Source organism: Sulfitobacter sp., assembly GCF_041552635.1.
Taxonomy (GTDB): Bacteria; Pseudomonadota; Alphaproteobacteria; order Rhodobacterales; family Rhodobacteraceae; genus Sulfitobacter.
Genome location: NZ_JBFEKM010000124.1, coordinates 1 through 12,590, shown reverse-complemented (window position 1 = coordinate 12,590; position 12,590 = coordinate 1). Strand labels below are relative to the sequence as shown.

Annotated in this window: 13 protein-coding genes; 7 read left to right on the top strand and 6 right to left on the bottom strand. The window is 56.7% G+C overall.

The annotated features are described in order from the left end of the window. Positions 1-121 (bottom strand): GTP-binding protein (locus ABYT07_RS14435; RefSeq protein ID WP_233499485.1); only part of this gene is annotated, 121 nt, incomplete at its 3' end. Positions 122-253: 132 nt separating this feature from the next. Continuing rightward, positions 254-856 carry a hypothetical protein gene (locus tag ABYT07_RS14430; RefSeq protein ID WP_372992740.1) on the bottom strand — a complete coding sequence of 201 codons (603 nt, stop codon included), beginning with the start codon at positions 854-856 and terminating at the stop codon, positions 254-256. 129 nt (positions 857-985) lie between these two features. Between ABYT07_RS14430 and ABYT07_RS14425 the strand changes: the two genes are divergently transcribed. Then, on the top strand, positions 986-2,341 hold the full coding sequence (locus ABYT07_RS14425) for a cytochrome P450 (protein ID WP_372992739.1): 1,356 nt from the start codon (positions 986-988) through the stop codon (positions 2,339-2,341). Here ABYT07_RS14425 and ABYT07_RS14420 read toward each other — a convergent pair. From ABYT07_RS14420 to parC, 3 genes are read right to left on the bottom strand one after another with little or no spacing between them, the layout of a single operon-like run. Next, positions 2,338-3,429 carry a M48 family metallopeptidase gene (locus tag ABYT07_RS14420; protein WP_372992738.1) on the bottom strand — a complete coding sequence of 364 codons (1,092 nt, stop codon included), beginning with the start codon at positions 3,427-3,429 and terminating at the stop codon, positions 2,338-2,340. The genes ABYT07_RS14425 and ABYT07_RS14420 overlap by 4 nt on opposite strands. Next, positions 3,426-4,691 (bottom strand): DUF898 family protein, encoded by a 1,266-nt coding sequence (locus ABYT07_RS14415; protein WP_372992742.1) that lies wholly within the window; start codon positions 4,689-4,691, stop codon positions 3,426-3,428. Before ABYT07_RS14415 ends, ABYT07_RS14420 begins: the two co-directional genes overlap by 4 nt. 57 nt (positions 4,692-4,748) lie before the next feature. After that, positions 4,749-7,070: a DNA topoisomerase IV subunit A gene (gene parC, locus ABYT07_RS14410; RefSeq protein WP_372992737.1), complete on the bottom strand. Its 2,322-nt coding sequence runs from the start codon at positions 7,068-7,070 to the stop codon at positions 4,749-4,751. Positions 7,071-7,278: 208 nt separating this feature from the next. Between parC and ABYT07_RS14405 the strand changes: the two genes are divergently transcribed. From ABYT07_RS14405 to ABYT07_RS14380, 6 genes are all read left to right on the top strand, one after another. Then, positions 7,279-7,905: an SH3 domain-containing protein gene (locus ABYT07_RS14405; RefSeq protein ID WP_372992736.1), complete on the top strand. Its 627-nt coding sequence runs from the start codon at positions 7,279-7,281 to the stop codon at positions 7,903-7,905. 72 nt (positions 7,906-7,977) lie between these two features. Then, entirely contained in the window at positions 7,978-8,805 is an 828-nt protein-coding gene (locus ABYT07_RS14400) for an SDR family NAD(P)-dependent oxidoreductase (RefSeq protein WP_372992741.1), read from the top strand. A gap of 60 nt (positions 8,806-8,865) precedes the next feature. Beyond that, positions 8,866-9,072, top strand: coding sequence for a twin transmembrane helix small protein (locus ABYT07_RS14395; protein WP_372992735.1), 207 nt, complete (start codon positions 8,866-8,868; stop codon positions 9,070-9,072). Further along, entirely contained in the window at positions 9,072-9,644 is a 573-nt protein-coding gene (locus ABYT07_RS14390; RefSeq protein WP_372992734.1) for a cob(I)yrinic acid a,c-diamide adenosyltransferase, read from the top strand. Before ABYT07_RS14395 ends, ABYT07_RS14390 begins: the two co-directional genes overlap by 1 nt. A 142-nt stretch (positions 9,645-9,786) precedes the next feature. Then, positions 9,787-10,545, top strand: coding sequence for an electron transfer flavoprotein subunit beta/FixA family protein (locus ABYT07_RS14385; protein ID WP_372992733.1), 759 nt, complete (start codon positions 9,787-9,789; stop codon positions 10,543-10,545). Continuing rightward, a complete protein-coding gene (locus ABYT07_RS14380) occupies positions 10,545-11,471 on the top strand; it encodes an electron transfer flavoprotein subunit alpha/FixB family protein (RefSeq protein ID WP_372992732.1) in 927 nt (308 codons plus the stop codon). Before ABYT07_RS14385 ends, ABYT07_RS14380 begins: the two co-directional genes overlap by 1 nt. 50 nt (positions 11,472-11,521) lie before the next feature. On the opposite strand, the gene ABYT07_RS14375 is transcribed toward ABYT07_RS14380, so the two are convergent. Beyond that, entirely contained in the window at positions 11,522-12,352 is an 831-nt protein-coding gene (locus ABYT07_RS14375; protein WP_372992731.1) for a DUF6473 family protein, read from the bottom strand. Positions 12,353-12,590: the final 238 nt, after the last annotated feature.

The window sequence follows — 12,590 nt, the reverse complement described above, 5'->3', positions numbered from 1 at the left end:
CTTTGAAATCGCCAAAATACTTGGTGATCGCAGCTGTCAACGTCGTCTTGCCGTGGTCAACGTGACCGATCGTGCCGATGTTAACGTGTGGTTTATTACGTTCAAACTTTGCCTTAGCCATGGAGCAGCCCTTTATATTAACGAGGGCCCTACGTCAGACCCAAACCTATCTGGCGGGCGATGTATTGGGTCTGACGCATAAAATCAAGCGCATGTTCGCGGTTCATGCAGCCTTTGCTTAAGTTATTGTCGCCTATTCGCTGGCCGCTGCCCCGGCGCCTGGCAATTTCTCTCTCTGGATCACGGCATCGGCGGGCCTGTTAAACCAGCCCTCAGCCTCGTTTTGCTTGACCAAATACTTCTCTATCGACTTGGCTGCATTCTGGCTAAGGTTCTTCAGCTGTTCCTCGGCTGTCTTGGTATAACCTGATCCGACGATTGGCCCCTGATCAAAAGATTCGAAAACCGTGATCTGGTGCGGCTTGTCACCGGTCAGCTTTTTGCCGGCCGCGTCATCCCAGACCGTCAGGTTCAGGATCATCACAGACTTGGGCGACAGCACCAGCGGCACCCCCGGAGGGGCCAGCACATAGCCTTCGACGCTGACACCGAAATGATAGTTGCGCATGCCATCGTAGCGGTCGAACCGTTCGGCAATGGCGTCTTTGACGGCCGTCGTCAGCACTTCTTCGCTAACTTTGCGGCTGATCGGCAGTTCTTGCACCTTGGGTGCAACCACGATGTTATGGTACAAATTAAAGTCGCCCAACGGGACCGGCGGCTTTTGCAGATCAGACGCACCGTTGCAGGCAGTTAGGAACGCGATACTTATCAAAACGGCTAGAATACGGAACATTAATTGCCTCCCCCGGCGCAAAGATACGCTTTGCGATACCGTATGCCCTGCTGGGGTGCAATCTTTTGCCGTCTTGACTGGACGACCCCGGCACCCAAATTGGCCAAGCCCGCATACAAGGACCCATGAATGAACACCGCCACACCGTGCCATCCTGTCCGTGTTCCATTGGTCAAAGAACCTGTGGGGATCTTGAAAAGCCTGCAACTGGCGCGGCGCAATATCCTAAGCATCATTCCCGAATCCGCGACGCAGCAGCCTATTGTATCTGGCAACATCGGGAAGCGGTGGCATATGCTGATGGACCCGCCCGCAATCCGCGAGATATTGTTGGACCGGCTTGAGGACTATCCAAAATCCGTCGTCACCAAAAGCCTGCTGAAACCCGCCATCGGAGAATCATTGTTCATTGCCGAAGGGGCGCACTGGCGCTGGCAAAGACGTGCCGCCGCCCCGGTGTTTTCTGCACGAAACATGCTGAACCTATCGCCGATCATGACCAACGCCGCTGAAAGATCCTGCGCACGCATCGCCGCCGCAGGCCCGCGCGCGATTAACTTGCTGGATGAAATGGTCACGACGACCTTCGATGTGATTTCTGACGTAACGTTCTCAGGTGACGCCTTTGACCGCAAGGCAGTGCACCGCGCAATCGAAGACTACATTGCCGAGGCGGGCAAGATCAGCCTGTTTGATATTCTGGGCTTTCCGGGCTGGATCCCGCGCCCCGGTCGTACGCTGTCGGGCAAGGCGCTGAAAGACATGAAACAGATGGCTGATGGCGCAATCGAGGCGCGCGCCAAGCGCGGCCCACTACGCGCGCCTGATCTACTGGATTTGCTACTTGAAGGCGTTGACCCCAAGACCAAGCGCAAGATGAACACTGCTGAACTGCGTGATAATCTGCTAACCTTCATCGTGGCCGGCCACGAGACAACTGCGGTAACGCTGTCATGGGCGTTATACCTGATGGGGTTTGACCAAGCCGTCCAAGAAAAGGCCCGCGCCGAGGCGCAATCAGTCCTGCAAGGTCGCGCAGCATGCGGTGATGACGTTGAAGACCTTCCCTATGTCCGCCAAATCATAGACGAGGCTTTGCGGCTGTATCCGCCTGCGGGCCTGATTTCACGCACCGCGCAAAAGGCCGACACGCTGGCAGGCACCGCGATTCGCCCCGGCGATACCGTAATGGTGCCCGTCTATGCCTTGGGACGCCATGAAATGCTGTGGGATGATTCTGACGCCTTTCGGCCCGACCGCTTTGCCGATCGCAAGTCGATCAACCGCTATGCCTACCTGCCCTTTGGCGACGGGCCGCGCATCTGCATCGGGGCCAGCTTTGCCCTGCAAGAGGCGGTGATTATTCTTGCGACCTTGCTGTCGCGGTTCAAATTTACGGCGGTAAAAGGCAAAAGCCCGGACCCGGTGATGATTCTGACCTTGCGGCCAGAAGGCGGTGTATGGCTCATGGCCGAAGCAGTTTAATCGCAGACCGATTTCAAATCGTCCCACGCAGAATCGTCCAGAATTGGCGCGTAATTGCTGTTCTCATTCGCCGCTGCACGTGCGTTTTCAATGCGGGCTGACAGGCTGGGGTGGCTTAGAAAATGCGCCATCAATGCGTTGCCATCACCATGTTCGGCACGCAATCGTTCAAACATCGTGCCAAGGGCTGCTGGCGATACATTGGCCGCCTCAAGCCGTGTATATCCAAAGGCATCCGCATCCGTTTCGGCCTGCTGGCTGTAATTCGCACTGATCAGGCGTTCGGTCAGAAACAACACCGCCGCACCGCCTGCAAAATCGCCCAACAGCAACCCCAACACACCGATAGAGCCCGCCGATCGCAACGCATGGCGCGTCGGATCCCGGCTGACCACATGGCCAATTTCGTGGGCCAGCACGGCGGCGACCTCGTCCGGCGTTTCGGCCTGGTCAATCAGCCCACGAAAGATCACGACAAACCCGCCCGGCAGGGCAAAGGCGTTCACCATCTCGTGATCCAACACCTGCACGCTTAGGTTTATGATCGCGTCGCCGCCATTCAGCCCGGCAGTCATCCGTTCCAGCGCGGCAACGCCGGCGGGGTTCTCACAAACCGGCAAAGGGGCCAGCCCGGTATCATCCAGAGCTTGACGAATTTGTTCGAACGTCGCTTCGCCTAACGCGCGCTCTCCCTCGGGGGGGATGAAAACCGCCAAACGGTCGGCCAGCAGTGGCACAAGCACGGTAATCTGCACCGCTACGGCCGCCACTGCGGCCACGGCCCATGCTGCCAGCCTGCCGCGCCCTTTGGGCGGTGCACGGCGCGTCGGGTTCGGCAAATATGCGATCAGGTCGGGATCGGTCACGAAGAGCCGCGCCAATGGTTCATTGGTCACGCGCAGCATAAAACCTTGCTTGCCCGCACCATCAGGCAAAATGCGGATGTCTTTGACAGGCCAAAACAGCGTGTTGCCGTCATCCAGCCCGATTTGCAAATTCTGGTTCGCGATATGCAGGCTGACCTCTTGGCTGACGGGACGGTCCCCGTCGAAGTAAGCTGATCCAAACGCGTCAAATCCGATGCTCATATTGCCGCCCCCAGATCCAGCGCTTCGGCAAAACCTTCGGCTTCGGCAAATTCATCGCGGCTGCGCTGGCTGATGTGACGCAGACCGTAACGCGTTGGAAATGAAAGCGTCTTGGTCATGTGTCGCATCAAGGGATAGGTAACAAACGTGTTATAGACCACGTTCCACATCAGAAATACCACCAGATAAAATGATGCAAACAGAACCACACGCAGCCCCTGCGAAAGGCCATCCCCCCACGAGAAAGGCCCCGTATCGACCCCCATAAACGCTCCCACGCCAAAGGTGCCGATTGCCCCTAAAATCAGCGCGACGATCCCCAGAACCAGCACCAGATAGGCGATGAAACTGCCGAAAACATAGATGCTTGCGACGCGGGGGCCGCTTAGGCGCGATGCCATCGAAATCCCCTCGGACGTCTTATGGTTCGCCAATATCCGTCTAGAGGCAAAACGGTAGTGGATCGCCCCATAGATCAGCCCCAAAATGCCCACCGGAAAGATCAGCAGACGTTCGACCCCGACGACGGGCATGGCGGGCGTGCCCCCTTCGATCAGTTCGTCAAAACTGCGTGTCACCCCTTCGAGGGTGATGTCAGCCGACACCACGATCGGATCAATCCAAAACAGCCAAAGCGCACCCCCGCCAAGCAACAAAACCGAAAGCACAAACGGGATTGCCGCGCGGTACAGCATCGGCCAGCTGCCGCCCTGATGCAGCCGCGCCGATCCAAAATACGTGCGATCGGTCATGTATTTCTCAAGCCAAAATGTCATGCGGGGCCACAGCAGACCCAAACTGACAATCGTAATCGTCCAATGCACCAAGGCCCGCCATGCATAGCCCCAGGCCCCCTTTTCCAACCCAAAGCGGACCCCGCGCCAGCGCGTGCGCCCCAGAACATACCGTCGTGCGCGGTAGCGTGCATAAAACCACAGCGGAATTACCCCTGCAAAGCTGGCCAGATATCCAAGCGACGCGCTTGAAAACACAGAGAAGCTGACAAACATCAGCACCAGATTTACGATGCCGATATAGAATGTCAGGATCACCACGGCGATGAAGAAACCCAGCAACTTTTCCAGTGGATCGCCGACGTATTCCATCGGATGTCCGCCGGCCCGAATTGACGACCAATACCACCGACGCATCCGCGTTTTCATCCAGAACCGGTAAAACCCCAGCGTCAAAATGGTCAAGAAACCGGTCTTGAGCGCCAACCAAAACAGTGCGCCGCGTTTACCGACAAAGGCCACCTGCATGCCCTCGGGCTGTGCCGCAGGAAAGGTCAGCGCGGCGTCGGTCACGGGGACTGCCGATCAGCCAAAGCGGTTGTCGCGCGGGAAACCACGCGGAGCCATGCGGCCCGATCCTGCGCGTTTTCCGGTCCATTCAGTCAAATCGGATTCCGTGCGCGTGCGCCCCGCCGGATCAAGCCAGCTTAGCCCTTCGGACATGGTAAACGTCGTGGCGTCCGACATGCCTCCGTCTTTGTATTTCTGCAAACGCACGCCTTTGCCACGGCCCATTTCAGGCAGTTCATCAAGGCCGAAAACAAGTACTTTGCGATTCTCGCCAACGACAGCAACGGCGTCGCCCTTGATCGGTGCGCAGATCATCGCCTTGACGTCGCCGCGCACATTCAGGACCTGTTTACCGCTGCGGGTTTGCGCCAATACGTCATCTTCGGGCACCACGAAACCATCCCCGGCTGAGGATGCCACCAGCAGCTTGCGGCCCGGTTTATGGATAAAGATATCAATGATTTGGACTTCGTTCGGCAGGTCCACGATCAACCGCAAGGGTTCGCCCATGCCGCGCCCGCCGGGCAAGCTGACCGCGCCAACCGTATAGAACCGCCCGTTTGATCCGAACACCAACAGCCGGTCAGTGGTTTCAGCATGGAAAACAAAACGCGGGCCGTCACCGTCTTTGAATTTCAACTCGCGATTCAGGTCGATATGGCCAGTCATCGCACGGATCCAACCCATTTCGGAACAGACCACGGTAATCGGTTCACGGTCGATCATCGCCTCAAGTGGGACATCTTCGACAACACCAGCTTCGGCAAACGTCGTGCGGCGCAGACCAACACTGACGCCGTCTATCTTCCAGTCCTTGCCGAACTGCTTTTTCGTGGCGCGCAACTGGTCGATGATGCTTTCCCATTGCAGGGCTTCGCTGTCCAACAAGTCTTCCAAACCTGCGCGCTCCGCCATCAATTCCGATTGCTCGCGCAGCAGCTCCATCTCTTCGAGACGGCGCAAAGACCGCAAACGCATGTTCAAAATTGCGTCGGCCTGAATTTCGGTCAGCGAATTTTCAGTGGTCGGCGCAGGCGGCACATAATCGGATTCGTCGGTCGCGCGGATATGCTTTTTGCCCCAATCCTCGGCCATCAAGGCGGCCTTGGGGTCTTCGTCATAGCGGATGATATCGATCACGCGATCCAGATTCAGGAAGGCAATGATGAAACCTTCAAGCACCTCAAGCCGGTGGTCGATTTTCTCCATCCGGTGGACAGACCGGCGCTGCAACACTTCGCGGCGGTGATCAAGGAATGCCCGCAGCACTTCCTTCATCGAACAGACCTTGGGTGTCAGGCCGTCGATCAACACGTTCATGTTGAGCGAAAATCGCACCTCAAGATCGGAGCTGCGGTAAAGCATGCCCATCAGCACCTCGGGATCCACGTTTTTGGACCGTGGCTCGATGATCAGCCGGATGTCTTCGGCCGATTCGTCGCGCACATCACCCAGAATAGGGATCTTCTTAAGCTGGATCAGCTCAGCGATCTTTTCGATCAGCTTGGACTTCTGAACCTGATAGGGAATTTCGGTGATGACGATCTGCCAGACACCGCGGCCCAAGTCCTCGACGTTCCACCGGCAGCGCAACCGGAAGCCACCTTTGCCGGTGCGGTAGGCGTTGGCGATATTCTCGGGCGGCTCAACGATAATCCCGCCGGTCGGGAAATCGGGGCCAGGCACAAAATTCAGCAGCGTGTCATCGCGGGCATCGGGAGTCTTGATCAGGTGGATGCAGGCATCAACAAGTTCAGAGATATTATGCGGCGGGATGTTCGTCGCCATGCCCACAGCGATGCCGGACGACCCGTTGGCCAGCAGGTTAGGAAACTGCGCAGGCAGCACCACCGGTTCGGTCAGCGTACCATCATAATTCTCGCGGAAATCGACGGCGTTCTCGTTGAGCCCCTCCAGCATTGCCTCGGCAACGGCGGTCATGCGCGCTTCGGTATATCGGCTGGCGGCGGGGTTATCGCCGTCGATATTACCAAAATTCCCCTGCCCGTCGACCAGCGGATAGCGGACGTTAAAATCTTGGGCCAAACGGGCCATCGCGTCATAGATCGCGGCATCGCCGTGCGGGTGATAGTTACCCATCACATCGCCGGAAATCTTGGCCGATTTGCGGAACCCGCCGTTGGAACTAAGCCGCAGTTCGCGCATCGCATAAAGAATACGCCGGTGGACAGGTTTTAGCCCGTCACGCGCATCAGGCAGCGCGCGGTGCATGATCGTGGACAGCGCATAGGTCAGATACCGATCCCCCAACGCAAGGCGCAGGGGTTCGGTTGTATTGCGGGGATCAAGATCTGCTGGATCGGTAATTTCTGCCATCCCCGGTGTTTAGCCAAGCCGGCGTGACGCGGCAAGCGGCTGTTTGCGGCAAAGTGGTTTTGAACGACAACCAAGCGCCGTAGTTTTGTCCCCTTTCGAAAAAGAATTCGGAACCAATTGCGCGTCGATCACGTTAAGTTGTTGTAACATAACAATGTGGGGGCCAGCTGCCCGGTTCCCGATTTGCTGCCAACTTGGGGATTCAACGATGACACGGTTTATTCTACTCACATTCGGCTTTTTGGGTTGGACCTATTACGAGATGAGCGGTGGCGCAGATTTCGAACCCACACGCCCCCAGATGGAAGCAAACGCATCCGAAACTGAAACGGTCGTAGCACAGACAGCCCCAGCGGCTGTAGAAGCACCAGTAAAAGTTGCCCCGGCGCAGAAAGTTGCCAAAGTGGTGCCTGCCGACACAACGCCCCCGGGTTTTAGCGGCTCTTCAGCCTCCGACTATGTCGTTCGTGCTTCGATGACGGTGGACAACGCACAAGCGGCCACACAAGTAGCGCCAGTAAAATATGTGCCGGTAAAATTCGGATCATCGACGTCCAGCACAGATACGCCCGCCATCATCCCCAGCCTGATCGTCCCCAATGACACCGGCGCAAACATCATCACGTCCAGCGCGACAGACGATATCCGTTCGGTTTCCGGCAATCGGGTAAATGTGCGCGGCGGACCGGGAACAGACTTTGGCGTTGTTACACGTCTTGTCCGCGGCGACGCTGTTGAGGTGATCGAAGACCTTGGCAACGGATGGGTGCAAATGCGCGCAGTTGATGATGGTCGGGTCGGTTGGATCGCCGATTTCCTTCTGACCAGCAGCTAACGCATTGCCATCACACGTAGAACACGCGATGAAAGGCCTCCGAAGCGGGGGCCTTTTCTTATGCCTGATCTTATGATTGGCAAAACAATTTTGATGACGGGATGTTCGTCGGGCATCGGGTACGCAGCGGCCCATGGGTTGCGTAATCGCGGTTGGCGCGTGTTTGCAGCCTGCCGCCAGCAGGCCGATTGCGACCGCCTGATTGCCGAAGGTTTCGACAGCCCGTTGCTGGACTACACCGATACGGCCAGCATTCACGCGGCCCTTTCACTCGTGCTGAAGGCGACCGGCGGCACATTGGATGCACTTTACAACAACGGTGCCCACGGCACACCGGGCGCTGTCGAAGACCTGCCCACCGATGCCCTGCGCGCCATATTCGAGAGCAACTTTTTCGGCTGGCACGAGTTGACCCGCGCGGTTCTGCCCGTCATGCGGGCCCAAGGATACGGGCGGATTGTACAATGTTCATCCGTGCTTGGGCTGGTGACCATGCCATGGCGCGGGGCCTATAACGCCACAAAATTCGCGCTTGAGGGTCTGACAGACACGATGCGCATCGAGATGCGCGATACACCGATCAAGATCATCCTGATTGAACCCGGCCCCGTTACATCGAAAATTCGCGTCAATTCAATCCCCCACTTCGAACGCTGGATCAAATGGGAAACGTCGCCGCGCAAAACCCAGTACGAAACCGTCTTGCGCAAGCGTTTGTACGAAAGCCGCGGCCCCGATGCTTTTGAACTGCCCCCCGAAGCCGTGGTCAGAAAGCTGATTAACGCCCTCGAATCGCCGCGACCGCGCCCGCGCTATTATGTCACGACACCGACCTATATCTCCGGTATTTTACGCCGCATCTTGCCGACACGCGCCCTTGATTGGGTGTTGGCACGCTAAATTGAGGTTGCGCAATACGCTTGCCCCGCTACATCTTCGCGCAACACGAAAGGAATGTTCATGCCTGCTGATCCTCTATTCGTCCTCGTTGTCATTGCCGTTATCGCGGTTGTGGTTGTCTTGATCTTCGGGCTTGGCGGCTTTGCAGGTGGCGGCGAATTCAACAAGCGTAATTCAAACAAGCTGATGCGATGGCGGATCATCGCGCAGTTCATCGCTGTCGTTCTGATCGTGATTTATGTCTATTTTCGTAAGGAGGCTGGCTGATGGTCGTTCTCAATAAAATCTATACCCGCACCGGCGACAAGGGCGACACAGCGCTTGGAAACGGAAGCCGTGTGCCGAAACACGATGCCCGCGTTGACGCATATGGCACCACGGACGAACTGAATTGCTTTGTCGGCGTTGCCCGCCTTGCCGCCAAAGACGAAACCGATGCGGCGTTGTCGCGAATCCAGAACGACCTGTTTGATATCGGTGCCGACCTGTGCCGACCCGACATGAGCGCCGACGCCGAAGCCGAATATACCCCCCTGCGCATTGTTCCCGAACAGGTTGACCGCTTAGAGCGCGAAATTGATGTGATGAACGCGAATCTTGAACCGCTGCGCAGCTTTATCCTGCCCGGCGGGACAGATCTGGCCGCGCATCTGCATGTCTGCCGCACCGTGGCGCGCCGCGCAGAGCGGCTGACAGTTTTGCTGGCAGAACAAGAAGACGTAAACGAGGCCGCTGTGCGCTATCTGAACCGGCTGAGCGACTGGTTTTTCGTCGCAGCCCGCATCGCAAATAATGTCGGAAAGGACGACGTTTTGTGGGTTCCGGGGGCAAACCGGTAGACAATCGCCCAAAACGCCGCGTCGGAAACACCTGAAACGCCGTTTTTATGCTGTTTCACACCGAAATGCTTCGTTACACCCACACAGAGCTAACATGACCGGGGCGACCAGCCCCAAAGCGTAAACCGAGGAGAAATCGCCCATGAAGGTATTGGTACCTGTTAAGCGCGTGATCGACTACAACGTAAAAGTACGTGTCAAAGCGGACGGAACGGGTGTTGATCTTGCCAACGTAAAAATGTCGATGAACCCGTTCGACGAAATTTCCGTCGAACAGGCAATCCGCCTCAAAGAGGCTGGTCAGGTTGACGAAGTCGTCGTTGTTTCGATTGGCGTGAAGCAGTCGCAAGAAACCTTGCGTACCGCTTTGGCCATGGGTGCTGACCGCGCGATTCTGGTTGTTGCAACCGATGACGTGCACAACGATATCGAGCCACTGACCGTCGCAAAGATCCTCAAGGCAATCGTTGACGAAGAGCAGCCCCGCCTGGTGCTGTGCGGCAAGCAGGCGATTGACAATGACATGAACGCAACAGGCCAGATGCTGTCCGCCCTGCTGGGTTGGTCGCAAGCGACTTTTGCGTCCAAGGTCGAAATTGATGGCGACAGCGCCGTTGTAACACGCGAAGTTGACGGTGGCTTGCAGACGATCAAAGTGTCGATGCCAACGGTCGTGACTGTTGATCTTCGCCTGAACGAGCCGCGTTATGCGTCCTTGCCCAACATCATGAAGGCCAAGAAAAAGCCGATGGATGAAAAGACGCCCGCAGATTACGGCGTTGAAATCGGCAACCGGTTGGAAATTCTGAAAACCGTTGAACCGGCAGAACGTGCAGCCGGTATCAAGGTCGACTCTGTCGATGAACTTGTGGCGAAACTTAAAGAAGCGGGGGCCGTGTAATGGCTGTTCTACTCCTTGCAGAAGTAACTGATGGTGCGTTGGCCATGGACGCCACAGCAAAGGCCGTGACCGCAGCACAAAAGCTGGGCGATGTGACCGTTCTGTGCGCGGGCGGGTCGGCTGCCGCAGCGGGCGAAGAAGCCTCGAAGATCGCTGGCGTGTCCAAGGTACTGGTTGCCGAAGACGACACACTTGGCCACCGTCTGGCAGAATCGACAGCGGCCTTGATCGTATCGATGGCTGGCGATTATGACCACATCGTCGCCCCTGCGACGACAGATGCGAAAAACGTCATGCCGCGCGTCGCAGCCTTGTTGGATGTGATGATTATCTCTGATGCATCAGGCGTGGTTGATGCCGATACGTTCGAGCGTCCGATCTATGCGGGCAACGCGGTCCAGACTGTCAAATCGTCTGACTCCAAGAAGGTCATCACTTTCCGGACGTCGACATTTGACGCAGCTGAATTGGGTGGCTCTGCTTCGGTCGAAACCATGTCTGCGGTTGCAGATCCCGGCCTGTCGTCATGGGTCGAAGATCACGTCGCAGCAAGCGACCGTCCCGAACTGACGTCGGCTGGCGTTGTTGTGTCCGGTGGTCGTGGTGTAGGCTCCGAAGATGACTTTGCGTTGATTGAAAAACTTGCCGACAAGCTGGGGGCCGCCGTGGGCGCATCCCGCGCTGCGGTCGATTCGGGCTATGCGCCGAACGACTGGCAGGTTGGACAGACTGGTAAGGTTGTCGCACCCCAGCTTTACGTTGCGGTCGGCATTTCAGGTGCGATTCAGCACCTGGCCGGCATGAAAGACAGCAAGATCATCGTCGCCATTAACAAAGACGAAGAAGCGCCGATCTTTCAGGTTGCCGACTTCGGTCTGGTTGCCGATCTCTTCGAAGCTGTCCCAGAACTGATCGAAAAGCTGTAAGAAAAGCATCCGACAAATTGAAAAGGCCCGCCTGTTTGGCGGGCCTTTTTTTATGAGAGCTCGGCAATTGCTTGGCTAATTGCTGCGGCTGCTTCCTCATGCGCTTGGACGCCCAGCAATTCTTCGGCGGTATGCGCTTCTAGCGGATTGAACACCATCCCGTTGGTGCCGTCCTGCCGGGCACGCCGTGAAGGCACAACTTTTACAACCTTGGTCACATAGGGTTCCACCTGTTCCATCATCGAGCGGGTCACGAAAAGTGGGTCAGGTCCCAAACCGGCGTGTTCCGTAGAATGATCAGACGGGCCGTGCCCCGCGAACCATAGCAAGATAGTTTTGCCACGCATCTGCCCCATCATCAGCCGCATCCGCGCGACCCATGCCGACTGCAATTCCTTGTAGACGGTCTCAAAGCGTTCCGGCGATACCTTCTGAAGCCCCATCAACAAATGCTTGTTGAAATGGTATTCCGAGAAATCGACTTCGCGAAATATCGTCCTCAGCAAATCTGATGGCGCTACGAACCGGTCGTTGCGGCGTGGATGCACCGAATAGAACCTGTTCGTCATGTTTTGCGCCCCCATCACCTGCATAACCGTAATCTTGGCATCCGCAGCCGCACCGGGCACAAAGGGATCATGGGCAAAAACGTCTATCCCGGCATTGAGGCATCCGAAATTTGCACAAACCAGCCCTGTTTCTTCCTCAACAAGCGACGGGAAGGGTTTTTCAATAAATCGCCCATAGGTTTCAGTGCCACCAACAAAGGCCACATAGGGTTTATCCAGCTTTCGCCTTGGCCCCCTGAATAAAAGTTTTGAAGCGCCATAGCGGCACGGCAAATAGTCCAGGGCCCCCGGCCCCATAGCATCATAGGTCATATCACCCACCTTTTTTAAACTCACCCACCGTCTAGATTGCACATTAGGTTTTGCGATTCCCTTAAGGATTCGATTTATGAAAAGCTGTCGGTAAATCCAGCACTTGCAGGCCCCACCTCGCCCGCCCTATGCTGCGATCAAACAAAAAAGGGACAGGCCATGGACATCCAAACAATCGGCATCGTTGGCGCAGGCCAGATGGGCAACGGGATCGCACATGTGATGGCCCTCGCGGGAT

Coding starts and splice junctions, on each gene's coding strand:
- ABYT07_RS14375 (WP_372992731.1), bottom strand. CDS start 12,352: ATGACCTATGATGCTATGGGGCCGGGGGCCCTGGACTATTTGCCGTGC.
- ABYT07_RS14380 (WP_372992732.1), top strand. CDS start 10,545: ATGGCTGTTCTACTCCTTGCAGAAGTAACTGATGGTGCGTTGGCCATG.
- ABYT07_RS14395 (WP_372992735.1), top strand. CDS start 8,866: ATGCCTGCTGATCCTCTATTCGTCCTCGTTGTCATTGCCGTTATCGCG.
- ABYT07_RS14405 (WP_372992736.1), top strand. CDS start 7,279: ATGACACGGTTTATTCTACTCACATTCGGCTTTTTGGGTTGGACCTAT.
- parC (WP_372992737.1), bottom strand. CDS start 7,070: ATGGCAGAAATTACCGATCCAGCAGATCTTGATCCCCGCAATACAACC.
- ABYT07_RS14390 (WP_372992734.1), top strand. CDS start 9,072: ATGGTCGTTCTCAATAAAATCTATACCCGCACCGGCGACAAGGGCGAC.
- ABYT07_RS14420 (WP_372992738.1), bottom strand. CDS start 3,429: ATGAGCATCGGATTTGACGCGTTTGGATCAGCTTACTTCGACGGGGAC.
- ABYT07_RS14400 (WP_372992741.1), top strand. CDS start 7,978: ATGATTGGCAAAACAATTTTGATGACGGGATGTTCGTCGGGCATCGGG.
- ABYT07_RS14430 (WP_372992740.1), bottom strand. CDS start 856: ATGTTCCGTATTCTAGCCGTTTTGATAAGTATCGCGTTCCTAACTGCC.
- ABYT07_RS14415 (WP_372992742.1), bottom strand. CDS start 4,691: ATGCAGGTGGCCTTTGTCGGTAAACGCGGCGCACTGTTTTGGTTGGCG.
- ABYT07_RS14425 (WP_372992739.1), top strand. CDS start 986: ATGAACACCGCCACACCGTGCCATCCTGTCCGTGTTCCATTGGTCAAA.
- ABYT07_RS14385 (WP_372992733.1), top strand. CDS start 9,787: ATGAAGGTATTGGTACCTGTTAAGCGCGTGATCGACTACAACGTAAAA.